24 protein-coding genes are annotated in these 23,787 nt (G+C 66.5%); 10 read left to right on the top strand and 14 right to left on the bottom strand.

The annotated features are described in order from the left end of the window. Nucleotides 1-130: 130 nt before the first annotated feature. A complete protein-coding gene (locus tag BoBH3_RS13425; protein ID WP_262331326.1) occupies nt 131-1,129 on the bottom strand; it encodes a P1 family peptidase in 999 nt (332 codons plus the stop codon). Between the two features lie 190 nt (nt 1,130-1,319). Here BoBH3_RS13425 and BoBH3_RS13420 point away from each other — a divergent pair, with 190 nt between their 5' ends. Then, the gene (locus BoBH3_RS13420) at nt 1,320-1,916 is read left to right on the top strand and encodes a Spy/CpxP family protein refolding chaperone (protein ID WP_262331325.1); all 597 of its coding nucleotides are present in this window, start codon (nt 1,320-1,322) and stop codon (nt 1,914-1,916) included. 145 nt (nt 1,917-2,061) lie between these two features. Here the strand turns inward: BoBH3_RS13420 and BoBH3_RS13415 are convergent, their stop codons facing one another. Then, entirely contained in the window at nt 2,062-2,295 is a 234-nt protein-coding gene (locus BoBH3_RS13415) for a hypothetical protein (RefSeq protein WP_410050612.1), read from the bottom strand. Between the two features lie 220 nt (nt 2,296-2,515). Here BoBH3_RS13415 and BoBH3_RS13410 point away from each other — a divergent pair, with 220 nt between their 5' ends. Then, nucleotides 2,516-2,668 (top strand): hypothetical protein, encoded by a 153-nt coding sequence (locus BoBH3_RS13410; protein WP_262331323.1) that lies wholly within the window; start codon nt 2,516-2,518, stop codon nt 2,666-2,668. Nucleotides 2,669-2,742: 74 nt separating this feature from the next. Here the strand turns inward: BoBH3_RS13410 and BoBH3_RS13405 are convergent, their stop codons facing one another. The 4 genes from BoBH3_RS13405 to BoBH3_RS13390 form a co-directional block, all read right to left on the bottom strand. Beyond that, nucleotides 2,743-3,108 (bottom strand): hypothetical protein, encoded by a 366-nt coding sequence (locus BoBH3_RS13405; protein ID WP_262331322.1) that lies wholly within the window; start codon nt 3,106-3,108, stop codon nt 2,743-2,745. Nucleotides 3,109-3,283: 175 nt separating this feature from the next. After that, a complete protein-coding gene (rpsD, locus tag BoBH3_RS13400) occupies nt 3,284-3,901 on the bottom strand; it encodes a 30S ribosomal protein S4 (RefSeq protein ID WP_262331321.1) in 618 nt (205 codons plus the stop codon). Between the two features lie 278 nt (nt 3,902-4,179). Beyond that, complete coding sequence (gene murI / locus BoBH3_RS13395) at nt 4,180-5,040, bottom strand: glutamate racemase (protein WP_262331320.1); 861 nt, start codon at nt 5,038-5,040, stop codon at nt 4,180-4,182. 121 nt (nt 5,041-5,161) lie between these two features. Beyond that, complete coding sequence (locus BoBH3_RS13390; protein WP_262331319.1) at nt 5,162-6,496, bottom strand: flavin monoamine oxidase family protein; 1,335 nt, start codon at nt 6,494-6,496, stop codon at nt 5,162-5,164. Nucleotides 6,497-6,850: 354 nt separating this feature from the next. Between BoBH3_RS13390 and BoBH3_RS13385 the strand changes: the two genes are divergently transcribed. Beyond that, nucleotides 6,851-9,085 (top strand): TonB-dependent hemoglobin/transferrin/lactoferrin family receptor, encoded by a 2,235-nt coding sequence (locus BoBH3_RS13385; RefSeq protein WP_262331318.1) that lies wholly within the window; start codon nt 6,851-6,853, stop codon nt 9,083-9,085. Nucleotides 9,086-9,255: 170 nt separating this feature from the next. Here BoBH3_RS13385 and BoBH3_RS13380 read toward each other — a convergent pair whose 3' ends face one another. From BoBH3_RS13380 to BoBH3_RS13370, 3 genes are all read right to left on the bottom strand, one after another. Next, nucleotides 9,256-10,074, bottom strand: coding sequence for an RNA methyltransferase (locus BoBH3_RS13380; protein WP_262331317.1), 819 nt, complete (start codon nt 10,072-10,074; stop codon nt 9,256-9,258). A 130-nt stretch (nt 10,075-10,204) separates the two neighbouring features. Continuing rightward, nucleotides 10,205-11,344 (bottom strand): dipeptidase, encoded by a 1,140-nt coding sequence (locus BoBH3_RS13375; RefSeq protein ID WP_262331316.1) that lies wholly within the window; start codon nt 11,342-11,344, stop codon nt 10,205-10,207. A 195-nt stretch (nt 11,345-11,539) separates the two neighbouring features. Continuing rightward, nucleotides 11,540-12,790 carry an NAD(P)/FAD-dependent oxidoreductase gene (locus BoBH3_RS13370; RefSeq protein WP_262331315.1) on the bottom strand — a complete coding sequence of 417 codons (1,251 nt, stop codon included), beginning with the start codon at nt 12,788-12,790 and terminating at the stop codon, nt 11,540-11,542. 267 nt (nt 12,791-13,057) lie between these two features. On the opposite strand from BoBH3_RS13370, the gene BoBH3_RS13365 reads away from it, so the two are divergent. From BoBH3_RS13365 to BoBH3_RS13335, 7 genes are all read left to right on the top strand, one after another. Continuing rightward, nucleotides 13,058-14,029, top strand: coding sequence for a hypothetical protein (locus tag BoBH3_RS13365; RefSeq protein ID WP_262331314.1), 972 nt, complete (start codon nt 13,058-13,060; stop codon nt 14,027-14,029). 45 nt (nt 14,030-14,074) lie between these two features. Further along, nucleotides 14,075-14,758, top strand: coding sequence for a glutathione S-transferase family protein (locus BoBH3_RS13360; RefSeq protein WP_262331313.1), 684 nt, complete (start codon nt 14,075-14,077; stop codon nt 14,756-14,758). 36 nt (nt 14,759-14,794) lie between these two features. Beyond that, entirely contained in the window at nt 14,795-15,478 is a 684-nt protein-coding gene (rpe, locus tag BoBH3_RS13355; protein WP_262331312.1) for a ribulose-phosphate 3-epimerase, read from the top strand. A 148-nt stretch (nt 15,479-15,626) separates the two neighbouring features. Further along, entirely contained in the window at nt 15,627-16,934 is a 1,308-nt protein-coding gene (purB, locus tag BoBH3_RS13350; protein ID WP_262331311.1) for an adenylosuccinate lyase, read from the top strand. A gap of 6 nt (nt 16,935-16,940) precedes the next feature. Then, nucleotides 16,941-17,687: a metallophosphoesterase family protein gene (locus BoBH3_RS13345; RefSeq protein WP_262331310.1), complete on the top strand. Its 747-nt coding sequence runs from the start codon at nt 16,941-16,943 to the stop codon at nt 17,685-17,687. 7 nt (nt 17,688-17,694) lie between these two features. Beyond that, nucleotides 17,695-18,255: an RBBP9/YdeN family alpha/beta hydrolase gene (locus BoBH3_RS13340; RefSeq protein WP_262331309.1), complete on the top strand. Its 561-nt coding sequence runs from the start codon at nt 17,695-17,697 to the stop codon at nt 18,253-18,255. A gap of 110 nt (nt 18,256-18,365) precedes the next feature. After that, nucleotides 18,366-19,085, top strand: a complete 720-nt coding sequence (locus BoBH3_RS13335; RefSeq protein WP_262331308.1) for a carbonic anhydrase family protein — start codon at nt 18,366-18,368, stop codon at nt 19,083-19,085. Nucleotides 19,086-19,168: 83 nt separating this feature from the next. Here BoBH3_RS13335 and BoBH3_RS13330 read toward each other — a convergent pair whose 3' ends face one another. The 5 genes from BoBH3_RS13330 to livM form a co-directional block, all read right to left on the bottom strand. Then, nucleotides 19,169-20,284: a branched-chain amino acid ABC transporter substrate-binding protein gene (locus BoBH3_RS13330; protein WP_262331307.1), complete on the bottom strand. Its 1,116-nt coding sequence runs from the start codon at nt 20,282-20,284 to the stop codon at nt 19,169-19,171. A gap of 128 nt (nt 20,285-20,412) precedes the next feature. Continuing rightward, a complete protein-coding gene (locus BoBH3_RS13325; protein ID WP_262331306.1) occupies nt 20,413-20,787 on the bottom strand; it encodes a DUF6867 family protein in 375 nt (124 codons plus the stop codon). Nucleotides 20,788-20,797: 10 nt separating this feature from the next. After that, a complete protein-coding gene (locus BoBH3_RS13320; RefSeq protein ID WP_262331305.1) occupies nt 20,798-21,529 on the bottom strand; it encodes an ABC transporter ATP-binding protein in 732 nt (243 codons plus the stop codon). Then, nucleotides 21,526-22,380 (bottom strand): ABC transporter ATP-binding protein, encoded by an 855-nt coding sequence (locus tag BoBH3_RS13315; protein ID WP_262331304.1) that lies wholly within the window; start codon nt 22,378-22,380, stop codon nt 21,526-21,528. The genes BoBH3_RS13320 and BoBH3_RS13315 overlap by 4 nt, the downstream gene beginning before the upstream one ends. Beyond that, nucleotides 22,380-23,783 (bottom strand): high-affinity branched-chain amino acid ABC transporter permease LivM, encoded by a 1,404-nt coding sequence (gene livM, locus BoBH3_RS13310; protein ID WP_262331303.1) that lies wholly within the window; start codon nt 23,781-23,783, stop codon nt 22,380-22,382. The genes BoBH3_RS13315 and livM overlap by 1 nt, the downstream gene beginning before the upstream one ends. Between the last annotated feature and the right edge of the window lie 4 nt (nt 23,784-23,787).

The following is a 23,787-nucleotide window of genomic DNA, read 5'->3' as shown; positions in this document are numbered from 1 at the left end:
TGGCGGGAAGCTCTGGCCTGTCGCGGGGCGAGTGCGCGTCATTCTCGGGCTTGACCCGAGAATCTCCTGCAGAAAGGGGCGCCACTCCTTCCCGAGATGCTCGGGTCAAGCCCAATCATGACGGAGCCTTTCAACTGCCGAACCGATCCCGCCAGGCCGGCAGCGCGCCGGGGAAGGGCAGGGCCGTCGCGGCATGGACGCCGCGGGCCACGGCCCGGGCCAGCACATCGGCCGCGGTCGCGCAGAGCTCCGTCAGGGCGAAGGCGTCCGAGGGGGCTCCGCTATGGCCGGTCGCGGCGGCGAAGACGATATCGCCGTCGAGCGGGGCGTGGGCGGGGCGCAGCGAACGGGCGAGGCCGTCATGGGCCGCGAGCGCGAGGCGGCGCGCCTGCGACTTGGTCAGCACGGCGTCGGTGGCGACGATGGCGATCGTGGTGTTCTGGCCGGTGCCACCCTTGAAACGCAGCGCCGTATCGGCGGGCGTGATGGCATCGGGCCAGCCGAGGCCGCCGAACTCACCATCACGTTCGTAAGGGGAGGCCCAGAAATGCGGGCCTGTGCCGATGGTGGCGCTGCCGACCGCATTGACGGCGACGAGCGCGCCGACGATCTGCCCGGTCGCGGCGCGTGCGCTGGCCGAGCCGATGCCGCCCTTCAGGCCAGCGGTGGTCGCGCCATAGCCCGCGCCCGTGGTCCCGAGGGCGAAGTCGGCGGAGGCTGCCGCCGCTGCCCTTGCGCCGAGCTCGCGATAGGGCGTGTCGCCCTCGCCGCGCGCCCAGGGCTTCTCGCCGCCATTGGAGAGGTCGAACAGGATCGCCTGCGGCACGATCGGCACCCGGAAGGCGCCGACCGGGAAGCCGCGGCCCTGGCCGGCGAGCCAGCGCATCACCCCGTCGGCCGCCCCCAAACCCCAGGCCGAGCCACCTGAGAACACGATGGCGTCGACATGCTCGACCGTCATTTCGGGCAACAGGAGCGCGGTGTCGCGGCTGCCGGGCGCGCCGCCGAGCACGGCCGCCGAGGCGATGGTCGGGCGCTCGAAGATCGCGGCGGTCACACCGGTCGCTGCCGTTACGTCATCTGCGTGGCCGACGCGTACGCCGCGGACATCGGTGATAAGATTGAGCATGAGCGAGATTGTCCGCGGGACGATGCGAGAGCGAACCGAATCGGGCGGCACGCGTTGTCGTCACATTACGATCTTTTCATGCGCGGGCCATGGCCGGTTCAGGCATCGAAGCCCAGGCTGACCTCATCGCCCATCGGATTCGAGACCCGCGAAGCGACCTGTACCGACTGGATGTCCAAGGGAGATTCCCATGAAACCCATCGCCCTCATCGCCGCTTCGTCCATCGCGATGCTTGCCGGAGGCCTTGCCCTGGCGCAGCCGCAGCCGGTGCCACCCGCAGGCGGCGCACAGCAGACCCAGGAGCGCACCGAGAGCCGCGAACAGCGGCGCGAGGGGATGCGTGAGCGCCGGGCCGAGCGCGCCAAGGCGCGGCTCGACGAGCGGCTCGGCAAGCTGCGCGCAGACCTCAAGCTCAAGCCCGAGCAGACGGCCCTGTTCGACAAGGTCGAGGCGCTGATCAAGCAGCGCAGCTCACAGCGCATGGAGCAATGGGCGACAATGCGCGAGCAGCGCGAGACCATGCGCCATGCCGACATGATGGAGCGGCTCGACGCCATGGCCAGCCGGGCGAACGAGCGGGCGACGCGCGCGAAGGAGCTGGCCGATGCGGTGCGTCCGCTCTGGGCCACGCTCGCCGACGAGCAGAAGACGGTGCTGCGCCGCTCCGTGCGAGAGGCGATGGCGGAAGGGCGCGAGCGCTTCCGCGAGATGCGCGGCTGGCACCATGACGGCGACGACGACCGCGGTGATCGTCGCTGGGAGCGTCGGGACCGCAACCGGGACTGAACAGGTTCTGCGTTGCCGTCAGAGGCTTTCCGCGTTTCTTTGAATCGCGGAAAGCCTCTATCTATTTGTTTTATCGTACTTTCTTCAAGCGAACCGGAGCCCGGTTCGCTTGAAAATTCTTTCGTTTGCCTTACGCGGCCTGTGTTCAGCCGCCGACGGCGTCCCTGACGCATTTGTTGGTGAAGCTCGTCTTGGCAGCGCCGGCGAGCTTCTTATCCGCCGCCTGCTTGTCACAGGTCGCGCCTGCATCCTTTTCGCACTTGGTCAGGAAGCTGGTCTTCGCCGCGCCGGCGAGCTTCTTGTCGGTCGCCTGAACCGTGCAGCTCTGGGCCTGGGCGAGGCTCACCGTGCAGCACAGCGCGAAAGCGGTCAAAACCATACGAATCATGATCGTTCCTCCTTGGGTGGCGCTGAGATTAGGGCATGGCGCCTTCGAGAGGAACGACCCTGCTGTTCCCGCCTTGCTTTCGCCGCTATTTAGACCAATTCCATAACGCACGGATTTAAATAGGGAATCCGGAATTTACCATCTCTATTCAGTTGCGATTCACGTCTTACCGTTTACGGTTTGTCAGGAACTGCGATGCGAAAGGTGGGCCATGAAGCAGACATGGTTAACATGGGCCATGCGGGCCTTTATCGGTTCCGTATTCGTCTTGTGCCTGTTCGGGCCCTATGCGCTGTCGATCCTGATCGGTTGCCTGGGCCTCGGCTGCTACTTCTTCCGCCACCAGGTCGGCTCGCACCTCTAGGGCGGGCGATCCGGGTGACATCAAAAAAGGGCGGCTCGCAGGAGCCGCCCTTTTTTGATGTCCGGGCGCGCCGCTCACCGGCGCATGACGATCCAGCCGAACAGCAGCATGCCGATGATGACGATGATGGAGCCGATGCCGGCGAGGGGCTCGCCGCTGGCCGGCGAGCCGGTGTGAACCAGCGCCACGCCGATGGTCATGACCACGGTCCCGACGATCCAGATAAAGACCTGGAACAGGGCGAGGCGACCGCGATCGATGGCCGGGTGGGCCTGATAGAACAGCCCGAAGAGGAAGAGCGAGACCCAGCCGAGCAGATTCAGATGAGCGTGTGCCGGCATCGCCGAATGATCGTGCGAAACGGCCATATGGACGCCCCAGAGCATCCCCACCACGACCGACAATATGGCGATCGGGTAGCTGATCGACGATGCGCGCATAGCACCCTCCCAGTTCAGAAACCCTCTAGCATGGCTGCGGGAAGGTGACGATGGGGAAGGTGAGGTAGGGCGGCGCCTGCTTGCGGTGCACGGACCAAAAAAGAGGGAGGGCGAAAGCTCGCCCTCCCTCCGATATCCGATGAACGAGCGGATCATTCGATCCGCTGCGAGCCGATCAGCGCGAGTAGAACTCGATGACCAGGTTCGGTTCCATCTGCACCGCATAGGGCACGTCCGTCAGGGTCGGCGTGCGGGTGAAGGTGGCGGTCGACTTGGTGTGGTCGGCGTCGATGTAGTCGGGCACGTCACGCTCGGCGAGCGCGGCCGATTCGATGACGATGGCGAGCTGGCGCGAGCTCTCCTTGATCGCGATCACGTCGCCCGGACGGACCTGATAGGAGGCGATGTTGACGCGCTTGCCGTTCACGGTGACGTGGCCGTGGTTGACGAACTGGCGGGCGGCGAAGACCGTCGGGACGAACTTGGCGCGGTAGATCACCGCGTCGAGACGGCGCTCGAGCAGTCCGACGAGGTTCTCGCCCGAGTCGCCCTTGAGGCGGATCGCCTCGGCGTAGTAGCGGCGGAACTGCTTCTCGGAGATCGAGCCGTAGTAACCCTTGAGCTTCTGCTTGGCGCGCAGCTGCGTGCCGAAGTCGGAAGGCTTGCCCTTGCGGCGCTGGCCGTGCTGGCCGGGGCCGTATTCGCGGCGGTTGACCGGGGACTTCGGGCGGCCCCAGATGTTCTGACCGAGACGACGGTCAATCTTGTATTTCGCCTCGTGGCGCTTCGACATGTCGCGTGTCCTCTATGGTTCGCGATTATTGAGGACCGCGCCCTCCTGTCCCAGGCTGCTTTCGCAAGCTGCCATTTTCTCTGCATCGAATTTGCCCGAAAGGTGGAAGCCACTTTTCGGTCCGATGCACCGGGGCGACAGATCCAGCTTCCGAAGAGAGCGGATCGCGGGTGCGGAAAAGCCACGCGGCCCCGTCAGGAGCCGCGCGACGGCGCTCTAGAACCATGCGCCGGCTGTTTTGTCAAACAAGGAATGGCTTCCCGGCCGCCGGGAGCCCCTCAATTGACCAGCGGCATCGGCTCCGTGGCGATACGCGCGAGGCCATAGCCGGCGAGCGCGATGCGGAGGGGGCCGCTCAGATTCTGCCCCGAGGTAAAGACTGCCGTGGCGTCGGGGCAGGGAAGGCGCCCGCTCGGCCCAAGCAACTGCGAAACGCGCCGCGCGATGGCCGGTGCCGGGTCGATCCATTCGACCGGCCAGGGCGCAAGGCGTCGCATGCGCTCCAGCAGCAGCGGATAGTGGGTACAGGAGAGCGTCACGACGTCGGTGCGCTGGCCGTCCTTCTCGCTGAAGCACGGTGCGATCTCGGCGAGCAGGGCCTCGTCATCGACCGGCTCCCCCTTCAGTGCCTTTTCGGCGAGGCCGGCGAGCTTCGTCGAGCCGATGAGGGTGACCTCGCAGGCGGCGGCGTAATTTTCGATCAGCTCGCGCGTATAGACGCGGGCGACGGTGCCGGGCGTGGCCAGCACCGTGATCATGCCGCTTCGCGTGGCGGCGGCGGCGGGCTTGATCGCGGGGACGGTGCCGATGAAGGGGATGGCGAAGCGCGCGCGCAGCGCCGGCAGCACCAGCGTGGAAGCCGTGTTGCAGGCTATGACCACGAGATCGGGGTGGAAGCGCGCGATGAGCCGCTCCATCACCGCCAGCACCCGGGCGACGAGCGCGTCCTCGCTCAGCCGGCCATAGGGAAAGCCCGCATCGTCCGCGGCGTAGACGATATGAGCGTCGGCGCAAAGCTCGGTCGTGCGCGAAAGCACTGTGAGGCCGCCGAGGCCCGAATCGAAGACGAGGATGGTGGGTTGGGGCCGGGGGAGCGCGAGGGGGCGATAGCCCGTTCCGGCGAGGAGATCGACCTGCATGGCGGGCCTGGGGGCTGTTAAAGCCCGATTGCGCCAGAGACCCGTTAAGGGAGGGTTAGCGATCTCCTTCTGCGATGTCTCGAATTGGACATTTCAGCCCTCAGGATGAGGGCTGAGGGGACTACGCCTTCAGCCGCGCCAGAGTGGCTGCTGCGGCGCGCCCGGCCAGGGTCGCCCCGCCGACCGTCATGGCGCCGCCGCCGGCCGTCGCTTCGCCGGCGATGAGGAGGCGGCCGCCGATGGGCTGGGCGAGTGCCGCGCGGGCTCCTTCATGGCCGGGGGCGCAGACGGAATAGGAGCCGCGGGCGAAGGGGTCTGTCCACCAGGCCGGGAAGGAGACGGCCTTCACCGTCTTGCGGAAATCCCCGCCGACCATCTGCGCCAGCATGTCGACGATCTGGGTGCGGGCCTCCTCGGTTCCCGCCTCGGAGAGCTTGCGGGCATAGTCGCCGCCGAAATAGCCGATGACGAGATCCCTGCCGTCCGGGAACATGTCGAAATTCACGAGCCGCCCCGGTGCCCCGGCTTCAAGGAAGCTCGTGCCCGGCGCGATGCCGAAGCGGTCTCCCTCGACGCGGAAGGCGATCTTGGTCAACGCGCCCATGTGGATGCCCGCGAGCGCATCGCGCGTGGCGGCGGGTAGTTCCGGGGTGAAGCGGATGGCGCCCGCCTTCAGCACGCCGACCGGCACTGTCACGATGCAGCCTTGCGCCCTGATCTCCCCCGAGCGGGAGGTGACGGTGACGCCGCGGCTGCCCCAGCGAATCGCGCTGACCGGCTCGTCCAGCCGGATGTCGAGCCCGGTGGCGGAGGCCGCCACGAGGTTTCCATAACCGGATGGAACGACGAGATCGTCGCCCGCCCACAGCCGCTGATAGTCGCGCGCGGAAATCCGGCTCGATTCCTCGCCGATCGAGAGCAGCAGGCCGGAGGCGGCGATGGGGGCCTGGTCCGGGCCGAGATCGCCGAGCAGCTCCGCGATCGACATGTCGCGCTGGCCGAGATCGACGGTTTCGAGCCGCCGGTCGATCTGGCCGAACGCCGCACGACGGCGGCGGCGGTCCTCATCGGCCATGGGCCTGCCCTCGGCGAAGACCTTGAAGCCGCTGCCCCAGGACTCGGCCGCCGTGGCGATGCCGAGATCGCGCGCGATCTGGACCCAGGGGTTGCGCTCGGCCCAGTGGATGAACATCGCCCCGGCGTCATAGGCGGGGCCCAGCGAGGCGTCGGTGAAGGCGCGCCCGCCGATGCGGCGGCGCGCTTCCAGCACGATCGGCTTGCGCCCCGCCTCGCGAAGCGTCCGCGCCGCGGCGATGCCGGCTGCGCCGGCGCCGATCACGACGATGTCGGCATCGCTTGCGGCAGCCGGGCGGCCGGTCACGGCAAAGGCAGCGGCCATGCTCATGCCCCCCGAGAGCAGCTTGCGGCGGTCGATCCTGGCATGGCGTGGCTTCATGACGGGACAATGCGCGCCGCTGCCGGCGTTGCAATGACGGAAGAGGCCGAAGCCCGGCTCCGGCCATCACGACATCGGGAGCGGCGACTTCTGGCTCGCGCAGCGCACTTCCGAATATCTACATTATAATAGTTATGAATTAGAATGACTCTATTGTTTTGCCCTGCGATCGCCATGAATTGACATGCATCAATCGAGTCAATATCCGTCATCGAGTCTTATATTTGAGTATAAGGCGTTCTTTTTACTGATTTTAATCAGCGGCGCGCCCTCGGCGGGCCGCGCGGCGATGGCGGGACTGGGGTTATGGGCGATCTATCCGGCAGGCTACGCGGGGGCGTGGCGCTTTGCAGCTTGACGTTTGCTTTTCTCGCTTCCCCTGCGGAAGCGCAGCAGCAGAGCCGGCGAGCCGCTCAACCTGCTCCTGCGGTCGAGGCGCCGGTGGTGCTCGACCAGATCAACGTCCAGGGCGAGGGCGTGCCGGGCGGCGCGCTGCTGAGCGGGCCGACCACGACGCGTGTCACGCGCCAGGAACTCGACCGTGAGCAGATCCAAAGCCTGTCGGATCTCTCCAACCGGGTCGAGGCCGGCATCACCTTCAACCGCCAGACCAATTCGCTCAATATCCGCGGCCTCGACGGCGCGCGCGTATTGACGACGATCGATGGCATCCGCCAGCCCTTCCTGATCGACACGCGCATCAACCGCGGCGCGCAGAACGCTTTCGACTTCGATTCGCTCTCGACGCTCGACCTGCTGCGCGGCCCCAGCGGCGCGAGCACGCTCGGCGCCGGCGCGCTGGGCGGTGCGCTTGCCGTCCGCACGCTCGATCCTGAGGATCTGCTCCGCAACGGCCGCAGCTATGGCGCCCTCGCCAAGACGGGCTTCGACAGCACGGACCGCGCCTGGTTCGGCAGCGCTGCCGCAGCGGCCAAGTGGGGCAACACCTCAGCGCTTCTGCAAGGCGGCTTCCGCAACGGGCACGAGATCGACAACAAGGGCAACATCAAGACGATCGGCGCGACGCGCACCGCGCCCAATCCAAGCGATTTCAACCAGTACAACCTGCTGGGCAAGGTTTACCACGAGATCGATGGCGTTCATCGCTTCGGCCTGCAGGGCGAGTTCTTCAAGCGCGCCGACCGCACGCAGGTCCGCACGAGCACGGTTTCGACGACCGGCAACTTCCGCCCGGGCTCCTATGAGACCGGCGAGGATATCGAGCGCAATCGCGTCTCGTTGACCTATGACTACAAGCTGCCGGGCGGCTTCTTCGACGAGGCGCATGCGATCGCCTACTGGCAGAAGCTGAAGCGCAACGACCTCACGAGCGCCTGGCGCTACACCAGCATCGTCGGCCCCTATGGCCGCGACAACGAGAACGAGGAGAACGCGTACGGCTTCAACGGCCACGTGATCAAGAATTTCCAGACCGGTGCGCTGTCGCACCGCCTGATGCTCGGCACGGAACTGCGGATGTCGTCGCTGGAGCAATATTCGTCCGGCGTCGACAACTGCCCGGCGAAGCCCGCCTCGGGCCAGTACACCGGCGCGTTCGCGACCTGCAACAACCTCCACACCAATCAGGCGGACCAGCCCAAGGTCGACGGGCGGCTGCTCGGCCTCTACGTGCATGACCAGATCGGCCTGCTCGATGACCGCCTGCGCATCACGCCCGGCGTCCGCTTCGACTGGTACGAGGAGAAGCCGCAGAACACGGCCGCCTATTTCGCGGGCGGCTCGCGCCCGACGACGCTGCCGCCGTCTTCCAGCGACTCCGCCTGGTCGCCGCGGGTGCGGATCGAATACGACATCCTGAAGAATGCCCCGGGGGTGAAGGACCTGACCTTCTTCGCGCAGTGGGCCAAGACCTTCCGTGCGCCGACGGCGAACGAGCTCTACGGACGCTTCGGCGGTCCCGGCACCTATCTGCGCACCGGCGATCCGATGCTGCGGCCGGAGGTCGGCAACGGCGTCGATATCGGCTTCCGCTTCGGCGACAAGCAGCTCGGCGGTGCGATCACCTATTTCCACACCAACTACCGCAACTTCATCGAGCAGGTTCAGATCGCGCCTCCGGGCGGCCTGTACCCGCAAGGCGGCATCGTCTCGTTCCAGAACATCAACCGCGCCGAGATCGAGGGCGTGGAGATCAACGGGCAGTTTGCCTTTGCGCCGAACTGGCTGGTGCGCGGCTCGTTTGCCTATACGCGGGGCAAGAACCAGGACAACGACACCTTCCTGAATTCGATCCCGCCGATGCAGGGCATCATCGCCATCGCCTATGGCACGGATAACTGGGGGGCTGAGGTTTCGACCAAGCTCGCCGGGGATCGCAACGACGTCGCCGCCACGACCGGCACCACCCAGGGCTTCCGCGCGCCGGGCTATGCGCTCTTCAACGCCTCGGCCTGGTGGCGCCCGATGCCGCAGATCGCGGACCTTGAATTGCAGGTCGGTGTCTACAATATCTTCGATCGTAGGTATTTCGACGCGGTCAGCGTACCGACCGGCGTGCTGGCGCAGGCCCGCGACTACTACAGCGAGCCCGGCCGTACGGTGAAGGCGACGCTGAAGTACCAGTTCTGAACCGGGCGTTTCGAGACCCCCGCTTTAGCAGGCCGGCCTTTCGGGGCCGGCCTTTTTTTATCTGGGAGCGTCATTCTCGGGCGAAGCGAAGCGCAGACCCGAGAATCTCATGACAAGATGCCGCTGGTTTCCGAGATGCTCGGGTCAAGCCCGCGCATGGCGGCTCGGGTTCAGTCCTCGGACGCCTCAGCCTGCCGCGCGATGAGGCGGGCTTTCCTCGGCCCCTCGACCAGCGACTTGAAGACGCCGCGCAGCGTCCGCGCCTCCTGCTCGGTCATGTCGAGGCGGTGCAGGATGTCGCGGAGATTGGCCGTCATGACCGGCTTCTTGCCGGGCGGGAAGAAGCCGCTGAGGTCGAGTTCGCCCTCGAGAAAATCGAACATCGAGAGGATCGTGGCGCGGCTTGCCGGCGGGGAGGGGTTGTTCTCGCGGAAGGGCGGCTCGCCACCCGTCACCTTGAACCACTCATAGCCCGTCAGCAGCACGGCCTGGGCGAGGTTGAGCGAGGCGAAGGCGGGGTTGACCGGGAAGGTCAGGATCGCGTCGGCGAAGCTGATCTCCTCATTGGTGAGGCCGATCCGTTCGCGCCCAAAGAGGATGCCGGTGCGTTCGCCGCCGCCGATGCTGTCCGCGACCTCCGGCATGGCCTCGGCCGGGGTGAGCACGCGCTTCATCTGGCCGCGCTCGCGGGCGGTGGTGGCGAGCACATGGTTCAGGTCGGCGATGGCCTCGGCCGCCGTGGGATAGAGGCGGGCATTTTCCAGAATATGCGTCGCGCCCGAAGCGGCCGCCGTCGCGCCCTTCTTGAGCCCGCCGCCGCTGGGCCAGCCGTCGCGGGGAGCGACGAGGCGCATCTCGGAGAGGCCAAAATTCGCCATGGCGCGGGCGCACATGCCGATGTTCTCGGCGAGCTGCGGCTCAACCAGGATGACGATGGGGGCGGGGGCCTGGACGGCCGGGCGGGTGCGGTCGGTGCCGGAACCGGTCATGGGTGATCAGGTCTTGTCTTCGCGATGAGGCTTGCGTCGGGGCCGGATAAGCCGGGCCGAAGCGCAAGCTCATACGGCATGCTCGCTGCCGTGGCGAGCATGCCCATCTGAAACCGTGACGACGACGGAGCTAGTCCGCTTCCTGCTCGACGGCGCGCAGGACGCGCAGCGTGTTGCCGCCTGCGAGCTTGATCAGGTTGTCCTCCGACCAGCCGCGGCGGATCAGCTCCGCGATCACCGACGGGAAGGTGGTCGTGTCTTCCAGCCCCTCGGGGTTGATCCATCCGAAGAAGTCCGAGCCGATGCCGACATGGTCGTGGCCGACGGCTTTGGCGAGGTATTCGACATGGTCGCAATACTGCGCCAGCGTCGCCTTCGGGCGCGGCCCCGCCTTGGCCTGGATCTCGGCCTCGAGCTTCGCGTAGTCGACGCCTTCGGGTGCCTTGCCGAACTGGTCGCGGGCCGGGCGATGCCAGTCGCGCGAGGCCTGGCTGATGAAATCGGGCACGAAGGTCGCCATCACGACGCCGCCATTGCCGGCAACGCGCTCCAGCACGTCGTCGGGCACGTTGCGGGGGTGGTCGCACAGGCTGAAGGCGTTGGAATGAGACCAGACGACGGGCGCGCGGGTGACGTCGAGAACGTCATGCATCGCCTTCGGGGCGACATGGGCGAGATCGACGACGATGCCGAGCCGGTTCATCCGCCGGATCACGCGCATCCCGAAGGAGGAGAGGCCATCATGCTTGGGGGCATCGGTGGCGGAGTCACACCAATCGGTGGTGCCGTTGTGGCAGAGCGTCATCAGGCGCACGCCGAGATCGTAATAGGCGTCGAGCGCATCGAGCTGGTTGTCGATGGCCGAGCCATTCTCGATCGTCATGAAGAGCGCGATGCGCCCCTCCGCCTTGGCGGCCTCGACGTCGTCGGCAGAGAGGCCGGGCCGGAAGACGTCGTCATGGCGCCTGAGCATGTCACGCATCAGCGCGATCTGGGCCAGCGCGAAGCCGGCGGGCTTCGGCTCGTTCGGCGGGACATAGGCCGCGAAGAACTGGCCCGCGAGCTTGCCGGCCTGCATCCGCGGAATGTCGGTGTCGACCTCGGCGTGGACCGTCGTCAGGTCGTAGGTCTCGACGTCGCCCTTCGCGGTGGCGTGCTTGCGGATGACGTAGGGCAGGTCATTATGCCCGTCGATCAGCGGGACGCGATCCAGCAGCGCCAGCGCGGCGACGTAGGCGTTGTCCTGGACGGGCGGTTTCGCAAGGGCCATGGCGAGGTCTCGATCCGAATCGGAGGCAGGATCGTGGCAGGCGGCGCGGCAAGAGGCGAGGGGGGATGGCGCAGGGCGGCCAAAGCGAGGCGTCATGCTCGGGCCTGACCCGAGCATCTCATGCCGCAGAGGGCGCCTCTTTCGGGAAGAGATTCTCGGGTCCGCGCAGGCGCGGCCCGAGAATGACGCCGGTCGTCAGACGAAGCGCGCCGGGGCGAACGGCGCCGGATCGACGAAGACCTTCTGGCCGGTGACCATCTCGGCGATCATGCGGCCGGTGACGGCGGCCAGCGTCAGCCCGTGATGCGCATGGCCGAAGGAGAACCAGAGGCCCTTGTGCTTCGGTGCCGGGCCGATGATCGGCATCATGTCGGGCGTGCAGGGACGCCGGCCGAGCCAGGGCTCGGCCTCGAGGCGCTCGCCGAGCGGGAAGAGGGAGCGGGCGATCGGCTCGGCGCGGGCGAGCTGGACCGGCGTCTTGGGCGCGTCGCGATCAGCGAATTCGGCGCCCGTCGTCAGGCGAATGCCCTGCTGCATCGGCGCGAGGAAATAGCCGCGCTCGGTGTCGAGCACCGGGTGGTTGAGCACGGCGTTGCCTTCGGCCTTGTAATGCATGTGGTAGCCGCGCTTGACCGCGAGCGGGAAGTGATAGCCGAGCTTCGCGGTCAGCACGTCGGCCCAGGGGCCGAGCGCGACGACGATGTTCTTCGCCTGCGCCTTGGTGCCGTCCGCAAGGGTGACGCTCCATTCGGCGCCCTCCTGCGTGAGCGTCGCGGCATCGCCCAGCGCCAGCTTGCCGCCGAGTTTCTCGAACTGCGCGACATAGGCTTTCGAGAGGCCCAGCGGGTCGATGACCGTTGTGGGGTCCGTCCAATGCAGGCCGCCGACGAGGCTGCCATGGTCGAGATGCGGCTCCTCGATCTTGAGCGCCTCGATGTCGAGGGCGCGGTAGTTCAGCCCGAACTCGCGGTTCCAGCGCGCTGCTTCGGCGAGGCGCTCTTCCTGCTGCTGCTGTGTGCGGAACACCTTCATCCAGCCCTTGCGGCGCAGCAGGCCGGTGGCGCCCGCTTCCGCCGCCAGAGCATCGTGCTCGGTGACGCAGTGCTCGATCAGGGTCGCGTATTTATGGGCGATCGCCTCATGCTGCGAGGCGCGCGAATGCATCCAGTAGGAAAACAGGAAGGGCGCGAGCTTCGGGATCGCCTTCCAGTGATAATGCGCGTCGATGGTGTTGTTCATCGCGTAGCGGAACAGGGCGCCGAAATCATGCGGGAAGCCGTAAGGATAGACGCCCTCGCGCTGGATCAGGCCGGCATTGCCGTAGCTGGTTTCTTCGCCGGGGCCGCGCCGGTCGACGAGCAGCGTGGAACGGCCCGCCTTTTGCAGATGAAGCGCCACCGAAATGCCGACGATGCCGGCGCCGAGAACGATCGTATCCGCACGCATAAAAACTGCTCCTGCCAGCCCCTTGGTGCAAAAGATACCGCTTTGCGGCAGCTTGTCAGCGCCGCGGCGGGTTTTTGCGTCGTATAGGGCAATCTTTCGCAAATTCTGCGCCAACTGCGATGGAGCGCCGGTTCCGCGCAGAGGCCGTGCAGTAATCGCGCAATTTTATGCCGGCGCAGGACCGCCCTGCCTCGGAGGCAGGTGACGCACTCTCCGGCTTGGGCCAGTGTGCGGGCCCTTTCGCGTGCGATTCCAGAGCCTGTTCCGATGTCTCCAACCGCCTTCCTTGCCTCCGGGCTCGCATGGCTCGGTCGCTACGGCACGCAAGGCTTTGCGCTTTCGATCTTTCTCGGGCTGGCCCTGCCGCAATTCTCGGCGATGGCGCGGCCGGTGCTGCCGATCACCATCTTCTGCTTCACCACCGTCGTGTTTATGCGGGTCGACCTCGGCATCACCGCGCAGCTGCTGCGCCGGCCCGCCAAGCTTTCGCTGGCCTGCCTCTGGCTCATCGCCGCGCCGATGCTGCTGATCGGCGGGGCGTTCCTGATCGTCGGGCGCGAGAACCTCGACCCCGGCCTCGTACTCGGGCTTGCGATCATGGGCGCGGCGCCGCCGATCATGTCCTCGCCGGCGGTGGCCATCCTCTACGGCTTCGAGCCTTCGCTGATCATCGCCAGCGTCATCCTGACCACGATCATCAGCCCTGTCGTCGCCCCCTTCCTGGTGGAGATCCTCGCAGGAGCGGCGGTGCCGCTCGACCGCTGGGTGCTGGCGCTGCGCCTCCTGATCTTCATCGGCGGCGGCATGGCTGTGGCGGCCGCGATCCGGCTCTGGCTCGGCATCGACCGGATCAGGGCGATGAAAGCCAATCTCGATGGTTTCGGCGTGCTGATGTATTTCGTCTTCGCCATCGCTGCGATGGATGGCGTGACGCGGGCGGCGCTCGACAATCCCCGGCTCGTGCTCTTCATGCTGGCCTGCACCTTCGCGGTCTCGGCCGCGGCGCTGCTGGTCAGCTGGCTGGTGCTGCGCCGGCTGCCAGGGCCGGAGCGCTTCATGGTCGGCTACGGCTCGGGGCAGCGGAACATGGGGCTGCTGGTCGCGGCGCTGGGGGCGGGCGTCTCGCCCACGACCTTCCTGTTCTTCGCGCTAGCACAGTTCCCGATCTACCTGCTGCCCTGGGCGCTGCGCGGGCTCGCCGCCCGTATTCGGCGGCGGGAGGCTGCTGACGGGCGCTGACGCTCGGCGCTGCGAGGCTTTCCGCAGTCGCAGGGGTTTCGCGCCATGATCACGCTCTATTCCGGCCCGCTCAGCCTGTTCTCGCGCAAGGTCGAGATCGCGCTCAGGGAGAAGGGCCTCGCCTTCGAGCGGGTCATGGTGCCGTTCAACCAGACGACGGGCTACGACCCCAGGCATCCCGAGGTGGTCGCGCTCAACCCCAAGCGGCAGGTGCCGGTGCTGAGCGATTGCGGCCTCGTGCTCTACGATTCCACCGTCATCAACGAATATCTCGACGAAGCCTATCCCGAGCCGCCGCTGATGCCGCAAAGCCCGGTCGAGCGGGCGCGTTGCCGGCTGGACGAGCTCTATGCCGACGAGATCATGCTGCAGGCCCTGCGGCCGCTGATGCATCGGACCGGCCCACCCTCGCCGGACCGCGACCGGCGCATCGCACAGGAGGCCGACGCGCTGATCGCCGAGGAGGAGCTGGTGCGGCATTACGAGGTGCTGGAGCAGAAGCTGGCTGGCCGGGACTTCTTCGGCGGCGCCCTTTCGCTCGCGGACATTGCACTGTTCATGAGCGTGCTCTTCGCGCGCCGGCTCGGCGGCCCCTCGCTCGATGGGCATCCGGCGCTGGCAGCGTGGTTTACGCGGCTGAAGCTGCGGCCGGCCTTCGCGCAGGTGGTCGCGGAGGTGGCGGAGGCCGACAGAAGGCTGTCCTTTCCGGTGAAATCACGCTCCGCCTGATTGCGGCAACAAAGTCATGGCGCTAAACCGCCAGCCATGACGCGCCCCATCCGCATTGCTCCCTCCATTCTCTCGGCCGATTTCTCGAAGCTGGGCGAGGAGGTGCGCGCGATCGACGAGGCCGGGGCCGACTGGATCCATTGCGACGTGATGGACGGGCATTTCGTGCCGAACATCACCTTCGGCCCGGACATCCTGAAATCGATCCGGCCCTACACCAAGAAGTTCTTCGACGTGCATCTGATGATCGCGCCGGTCGACCCGTATATCGAGGCCTTCGCCAAGGCCGGCGCCGACCTGATCGCGTTCCATGTCGAGGCAGGCCCGCATCCGCATCGCACGCTGCAGGCGATCAAGGCTCAAGGGAAGCAGGCCGGCATCGTGCTCAATCCCGGCACGCCGGCGAGCGCGATCGAGGCGCTGATCGAGGATGTCGACCTGATCCTGCTGATGACGGTCAATCCCGGCTTCGGCGGGCAGAGCTTTATCCGTTCCGTGGTCGAGAAAGTCGCGCAGGTGAGGGCGCTGATCGGCGAGCGACCGATCGCGCTCGAGATCGACGGCGGCGTGACGCCCGAGACCGCGCCGCTGGTCGCGAAGGCAGGAGCCGACACGCTGGTTGCCGGGTCGGCGGTGTTCAAGGGCGGGCCTTCGGCCTATGCCGGCAATATCGCCGCGATCCGCAAGGCGGCGGAAGCCGCGCGTGGCGATTGGGTTTGAGATTTTTGGACTTGAGATAGCGGCCGTCATCCCGGCCGTAGCGAAGCGGAGTGCCGGGATCCATCGTAGGGCTCAGCGCCCTACGATGGATCCCGGAGCGACCTGCGGTCGTCCGGGATGACGGCGCGCATTGTGTGAAAGGCTTGCGATGATCCCGCGCTATTCCCGCCCCGAGATGGTCGCCATCTGGGAGCCGCAGACCAGGTTCCGCATCTGGTTCGAGATCGAGGCGCATGCGACCGACAAGCTCGCCGAGCTCGGCGTGGTGCCGAAGGAGGCCGCCGCCACGATCTGGGCCAAGGCGAAGGACGCCGTCTTCGACGTTGCGCGCATCGACGAGATCGAGCGCGTCACCAAGCATGACGTCATCGCCTTCCTGACACATCTGGCCGAGATCGTCGGGCCTGAGGCGCGCTTCGTCCACCAGGGCATGACCTCGTCGGACATCCTCGACACGACGCTTTCGGTGCAGTTGGCGCGGGCCACCGACCTGCTGATCGCCGATGTCGATGCGCTGCTCGCCGCGATCAAGCGCCGCGCCTTCGAGCACAAGATGACGCCGACGATCGGCCGCTCGCACGGCATCCATGCCGAGCCGGTGACCTTCGGCCTCAAGCTCGCGCAGGCCTATGCCGAGTTCGATCGCTGCCGGGCACGCCTCGTCGCGGCGCGGGCCGAGATCGCGACCTGCGCCATCTCCGGCGCGGTCGGCACCTTCGCCAATATCGACCCGCAGGTCGAAGCCTATGTGGCGCAGAAGATGGGGTTGGCCATCGAGCCCGTCTCGACGCAGGTGATCCCGCGTGACCGGCACGCGATGTATTTCGCGACGCTCGGCGTCGTCGCCTCCTGCATCGAGCGCCTCGCCATCGAGATCCGGCACCTTCAGCGCACCGAGGTCTACGAGGCGGAGGAGTATTTCTCGCCGGGCCAGAAGGGCTCCTCGGCGATGCCGCACAAGCGCAACCCGGTGCTGACCGAGAACCTGACGGGCCTCGCCCGGCTGGTGCGCGGCATGGCTGTGCCGGCGATGGAGAACGTGGCGCTCTGGCATGAGCGCGACATTTCGCACTCCTCGGTCGAGCGCATGATCGGCCCCGACGCCACCGTGACACTCGATTTCGCGCTGGCGCGCATCACCGGCGTCGTCGACAAGCTGCTGGTCTATCCGCAGAACATGCGCAAGAATCTGGACAAGCTCGGCGGCCTGCATAATTCGCAGCGGGTGCTGCTCGCGCTCACGCAGGCCGGCGCCAGCCGCGAGGACTCCTATTCGATGGTCCAGCGCAACGCGATGCGGACCTGGGAGCATGGCGAGGACTTCCTCACCAACCTGCTCGCCGACAAGGACGTGGCTGCCAAGCTTTCGGCGTCCGAGCTCAAGGCGATGTTCGACGAAGGCTACCACTTCAAGCATGTCGACACGATCTTCCGCCGAGTGTTCGGGGAGGCCTGAACGACGATGCGGATCGCGGTGCTCGCCGACATCCACGGCAATTTCGATGCGCTGTCGGCAGTTGTCGAGGATCTCGAGACCGTTCGGCCCGATCTCGTGGTCAATCTCGGGGATAGTCTCTCGGGACCGTTGAAGGCGCGCGAGACCGCGGATTTCCTGATGGCGCGGGACTGGCCGACGGTGCGCGGCAATCATGATCGCTACATCGTCGAGAAGGCGATCGACGAGATGGGGGCGTCGGACCGGGCCGCGGCGGGCGAACTCGAACAGCGCCATCGCGACTGGCTGGGCCGGCTGCCATTCAACGCACGCGTCGATGATGACGTCGCGATGTTCCATGCGACCCCGACCGACGACAACCGCTATCTCACCGAGTGCGTCGTCGATGGGCGCGTGGACATGCGGCCTGTGGATCTGGTGCAGGCCGAGACGGCCGGTATCGACGCCAGCCTGATCCTGTGTGGGCACTCGCATCTGGCGCGCGTGATGGAGCTGCCGGACGGGCGCTGCGTGTTCAATCCGGGCAGCGTCGGCCAGCCGGCCTATGACGACGTGCTGCCCTCGCCGCATGTGATGCAGGCCGAAAGCCCGCATGCCCGCTACGGCATCGCGGAGCGCTGCAGGGCAGGGTGGCGCTTTTCCTTTCGCGCACTACGTTACGACTGGCAGGCCGCCGCAGCGCTCGCCGCCTCGCGCGGCCGTGCCGACTGGGCGCATGCGCTCTCCACCGGTTTCGCGCTCAATCCCGACTGATCCAGCCATGAAATCCTCCGACACCGATATCCTCATCATTCCGGGATGGGGGGGCTCCGGGCCCGACCATTGGCAGAGCCGTTGGGAAGCCCGCCTGACGACCGCCCGGCGGGTCGAGCAGCCCGATTGGTACAAGCCCTCCCGCCATGTCTGGGCCGATCGCATCATCGCGGCGATCCGCGGCGCGACGCGGCCGGTCGTCCTCGTCGCCCATTCGGCGGGGGTGAGCGCGGTCGCCTATGCCGCCGAGCATCTGCACAAGGGGGAGGTGGCCGGGGCCTTCCTGGTCGCGCCGGCCTCGGAGCGAGCCAAGCGCGCCGTGCCCGGCATGGGGCCTGATTTCATCGAGCATCGGCGCGAGAAGCTGCCCTTTCCCTCGGTGCTGATCGCCAGCACGGACGATTCCTACTGCACGCAGGACGAGGCGCGGGAGCTGGCCGCGGCCTGGGGCTCGGAGTTCGTCGATGCCGGCGAAAGCGGCCACATCAACAGCGAATCCGGGCATGGCCCCTGGCCGGACGGGCTGCTGCGCTTCGGCGGGTTCCTCAAGGGGCTGACGGCGAGCTGAGCCGGGCGACGGCCTAGGCCGACAGCGCTTGGTGCTGCAGCCTTTAACGCTTTCATCGTGGGGTTCCCTTAGGATACCGGCGGTATCGTTCGGCTGGGGGGCCCAATGCCATGCTGACTCGTCGCCTGTTCTGCGGATGCCTGCCGCTCGCCGCCGGCTTCATCTCGTCCGAATGCGCTGCACAGGCCCAGCCGCCGGCCTGCGAGGTCTTTACGAAGAGCCGCCAGCAAGCGGAAACGACCGAGACGGCGCTCGCGCGGTTGCGCGAGGGCCATGCCCGCTTCCTCGCCGGCAAGACCGTGAATTGCGACCTGCTGGCACAGGTGAAGGCGACCGCACACGGCCAGGCGCCCTTCGCGGTTGTGGTGAGCTGCATCGACTCGCGCGTGCCGGTCGAGATCGTGTTCGACCAGCGGATCGGGGATGTCTTCGTCGCCCGTGTCGCCGGCAACTTCGTCAATACCGACATCATCGGCAGCCTCGAATTCGCGACCAAGGTCGCCGGGGCCAAGCTCATCGTGGTGCTGGGCCACAGCGAATGCGGCGCGGTCAAAGGCGCTATCGACGACGTCAGGCTCGGCAACCTCACGGCCACGCTGGCCCATATCAAGCCGGCGGTGAAGGCTGTGACGGCCGCCGGAGGCCCGCGCTCGTCGAAGAATGGCGGGTTCGTCCAGGCTGTTGCGGAAGAGAACGTCCGGCTCGCGGCGCGCCAGCTCGTCCGGCGCAGCGCCGTGATCAGCGAGATGGTCCGGAAGGGCGAGATCGGCATCGCCACCGCCATGCACGACATTGCGACTGGCCAGGTTTCCTTCGCCGCTCAGGCCTAGAGCGTCGATATTGCTCAAGAAAAACCCGCCCCGGATCGCTCCGGGGCGGGTTCCTCATGCAGGGCTGAGATCAGCCTTCGAGATCAGTTCTCGATATAGGTGATCTTGCCGTCGGCACCCTTCTTCCAGGTGTAGACGGTGTAGTCCGGGCGGGTGATGTCGCCCTTCTTGTCGAAGCCGATGTCGCCGATCACGGTCTTGACCGGAGCGCCACCCTGCAGGGCGGCGGCGATCTTCTTCGGATCGGTCGAGTTGGCGCGCTTGGCGCCTTCGGCCATGACCTGCACCGCGGCGTAGCTGTAGAGGGTGTAGGCCTCGGGCTTGAAGTTCTTGGACTCGAACTTCTTGACGATGGCGGCCGCCTCCGGGCGCTTCTGCGGGTCCGGCGGGAAGGTCATCAGCGTGCCTTCGACGCCGGGGCCTCCGATCGTGGCGAACTCGTCGGTGGTGATGCCGTCGCCCGAGATCAGCACGGTCTTGAGGCCCTGGTCGCGCATCTGGCGCACGATCAGGCCGCCCTCGGTGTGCAGGCCGCCCCAGTAGAGGTAGTCGGCGCCGGCAGCCTTGATCTTCGAGACGAGCGCCGAGAAGTCCTTCTCGCCGGCGTTCACGCCTTCATAGAGCACGTCCTTGATGCCGGCCTTGGTCAGGCCCTTGCGGGTCTCGTCGGCCAGGCCCTGGCCGTAGGTGGTCTTGTCGTGGACGATCGCGATCTTCTTGTCCTTGAAGTTCTTCGCGATGTAGGCCGCTGCGACCTCGCCCTGCTGATCATCACGGCCGCAGACGCGGAAGGTGTTCCAGAGCCCACGCTCCGTGATTTTCGGGTTGGTGGCGGAGGGCGAGATCATCAGGATGCCGTTCTCGGCATAGACCTCGGAAGCCGGCATGGTCACGCCGGAGTTGAAGTGTCCGACCACCCACTTGACGCCGTCGCCGACGAACTTGTTGGCGACCGAGACGCCCTGCTTCGGATCGGAGACGTCGTCGCCGACCGAGACGGTGAGCTTCTGGCCGAGAACGCCGCCGGCGGCGTTGATGTCCTCGACCGCCTGCTCCGTGCCGTTCTTGAGCTGCGCGCCGAAAGCAGCGTTCGGGCCCGTGATGGGGCCGCCGACGCCGACCTTGATCTGGGCATTGGCGGCGCCCGAAAGGGCGATGACCGCGCCCAGTGCAATGCCGCCCAACAGCAGTTTCTTCATGAGATGCAACTCCCCTCTATGGTTTGACAACGGGCTGGACGGACCGCCCGTCTCGGCGCGTTTTCGCCACCCTAAACCGCAGTCTTGCGCTTTTTCGGTGGTGTGTCACGCGACAAGCTCGTGAGCCTTTAGACCAGTTCGGGCCTGATGGCGGCGCCCTCGCGGGGCTTCCAGCCGAAGGGTCCGGCCCGCTCGAAAAGCCAGTGATACTGCCTCGTCATCTGCCTGGCGCGGTTGTAGCGCCAGCCGGCGAAGCCGAACGCCATGAGGATGACGGTGTCGACGATGTAGTAGTGCAACGTCAGCAAGGTCGCCTCGAACAGGGCGAAATGGATGAAGCGCACGAACAGGCCCAGCACCAGCATGTAGATGACGAGCTGCCAGTTCGGCCGCCAGGTCAGCGCGATGGCGCGCCCGGCCATCCAGGCGAGCCAGCCGCCCATCACGACGGTGACCAGCAGGAAGAGCCAGATGGTGCGTTCTTCGTGGAGGATGCCCTGCATCACGGAACTCCTAATGCTTCCCGCCTTCCAGATAGGCGGACTGCACCTGCGGATTGGCGAGCAACTCCTTGCCGGAGCCGCTCATGGTGATGACGCCGTTGACCATGACATAGCCGCGATGGGCGAGCTTGAGCGCATGGAAGGCGTTCTGCTCGACCAGGAAGACGGTCAGCCCCTGCGTCCTGTTGAGCTCGCGGATCGCCTCGAAGATCTGCTTCACGATCAACGGTGCAAGGCCGAGCGAGGGCTCGTCGAGCAGCAGCAGCTTCGGCCTTGCCATCAGCGCGCGTGCGATCGCGACCATCTGCTGCTCGCCGCCGGAGAGCGTGCCGCCGCGCTGCTGCAGGCGCTCCTTGATGCGGGGGAAGAGCACGCAGATCTTGTCCAGATCCTCGTCGAAATGCGCGAGGTTGCCGACGGCCGCGCCCATCTGCAGGTTCTCGAACACCGTCATGCGCGGGAAGATGCGGCGTCCTTCGGGCGACTGCGCTATCCCCAGGCGCGCGATCTGGTGGCTCGGCATCCGGGTGATGTCCCGGCCCTCATAGGTGATCGAGCCTTCGCGCGCCTGCGGGTTGCCGAAGATCGTCATCATCAGGGTGGATTTGCCGGCGCCGTTCGCGCCGATCATGGTGACGATCTCGCCGGCATTGACGTCCAGGTCGACGCCCTTCAGCGCGATGATCTTGCCGTAATAGGTCTTGACGCCGCGGACGGCGAGGAGAGGCTGGGCCACAGTCACGAGATGCCGACCTCCGCTTCAACCTTTTCGACCTCTTCGTCGTCGACGCCGAGATAGGCGGCGATGACCTTCGGGTCGGCCTGGATCTCGGCCGGCGTGCCGTCGGCGATCTTGGTGCCGTAGTCGAGCACCACGACGTGGTCGGAAATCTCCATGACCACCGACATGTCGTGCTCGATCAGGAGCAAGGCCGTGCCGATCTCCTTGCGGATCGAAAGCAGCAGCGTGTTGAGGTCATGGCTCTCGCGCGGGTTCAGGCCCGCGGCCGGCTCGTCGAGGCAGAGCAGGACGGGGTCGGTGCACATGGCCCGCGCAATCTCCAGCCTGCGCTGGTCGCCATAGGGCAGGTCGGCGGCGGGATCGTCGGCGCGGTCGATCAGGTTGATCTTGTCGAGCCAGAAGCGGGCCTTCTCGATCGCCGCCTTCTCGCTCTCCTTGTAGCCGCCGATGCCGAGTACGCCGAGAAAGGTGAAGCCTGAAGCCAGCATCAGCGGGTTGTGCTGGGCGATGAGCAGGTTCTCCAGAACGGTCATGCCGCCGAAAAGGCGGATGTTCTGGAAGGTGCGGGCGACCTTGGCCTTCCAGGAGATGCGGAAATCCGGCATGCGCTCGAGCAGGTAGCTCGCGCCGCCCTCGTGGTTCAGGGCGACCAGCCCCTGCGTCGGCTTGTAGAAGCCGGTGATGCAGTTGAAGACGGTGGTCTTGCCGGCGCCGTTGGGGCCGATGAGGGCGGTGATCTCGCCCTTGCGGGCCTGGAAGGAGAGGGCGTTGACGGCGGTCAGCCCGCCGAAGCGCATGGTGAGGTGCTCGACCTCGAGCAATGGCCGGGTCTGCGGAGAGGTCGCGGTCATCAGCCGTGCCCTTCCTGGACGAGATCCGAAGAGATCGCCTTCTTCTCCTTGAGGAAGGCGGTCGGCTCGCGCGTCGAGATCAGCCCGCGCGGCTTCCAGATCATGATGACCACCATGGCGAAGCCGAAGATCAGCATGCGGTATTTCGTCGGGTCGAAATCGTTGCCGAAGATCTGCTTCATCCATTCGAGCTCGCGCAGGAGCTCGGTGCCGCCGATCATCGCGACCGCGGCGATGGCTACGCCCCAGAGCGAACCCATGCCGCCCAGCACGACGATGGCGAGGATGACCGCCGATTCCATGAAGACGAAGGATTCAGGGGAGATGAAGCCCTGGCGTGCCGAGAAGAAGGCCCCGGCGAAGCCGCCGAACATGGCGCCGATCGAGAAGGCGGTGAGCTTGGTGTTGGTGGTGTTGATGCCGAGCGAGCGGCAGGCGATCTCGTCCTCGCGCAACGCTTCCCAGGCGCGCCCGACGGGCAGGCGCCGCAGCCGCAGCGTGACGAAGGCCGTCAGCAGGGCCAGGCACAGGATCAGGTAGTAGAGGAAGATCGTTCGGTAGATCGGCGAGAATTCGAGCCCGAAGACGGCCGCGAAGCCGTTGTCTGCCGCTGTGAAGGGGATGCCGAAGAAGGTGGGGCGCGGGATGCCGGAGATGCCGGCATAGCCGTTCGAGAACTCGGTCCAGTTGACGAGGACGAGGCGGATGATCTCGCCGAAGGCCAGCGTCACGATGGCGAGGTAGTCGCCGCGCAGGCGCAGCACGGGGAAGCCGAGCAGCATGCCCCAGAAAGCGGCGAGGATGCCGGCGAGCGGCAGCAGGACCCAGAAGGAGAGGCCAAAATTCTTCGCGAGCAGCGCGTAGGAATAGGCGCCGACCGCGTAGAAGGCGACATAGCCGAGGTCGAGCAGGCCGGCGAGGCCGACGACGATGTTCAGCCCCCAGCCGAGCATGACGTAGATCAGGATCTGGACGCCGAAATTGTCGATCCACTTCAGCGCGCCGCCCCAGCCGGCGAGGCCGATGGCGATGGCAGGGAAGGTGGCCAGGAAACCCAGGCCGAAGAGCGAGAACAGACGCGAATGGCGCTGGAAGAAGGCGAAGGTGCCGTGCGGAAGGATGCGCACCAGCGTCTTTTTCTCCGTGCGGTCCTGCTTGCGCAGCACGACGAGGAGCCGGCCGACGAAGACGATGGCCACTGCCCAGGCCACCGCGTCCCAGCGCGGATCGAGCACCAGGACGTTGTCCATGTTCTGGCGCGTGCCCCAGGCGACGATCGGGATGCACAGGCCGAGCGTGACGAGGGCGGCGAATCCGGCCTCCTTCAGCGCCGCCTTGATGTCGTAGCGGGCGGCCGCGGCGGGCGAGGCCGTTGCCGTGGTTGCGGTCGGGTTGCTCGCCATGCCC

The organism is Allobosea sp. BH3 (assembly GCF_025499465.1).
In the GTDB taxonomy this organism is placed as follows: domain Bacteria; phylum Pseudomonadota; class Alphaproteobacteria; order Rhizobiales; family Beijerinckiaceae; genus Allobosea.
Note: the sequence above shows the minus strand (reverse complement) of the source record. Positions and strands in the feature narration are given on the sequence as shown.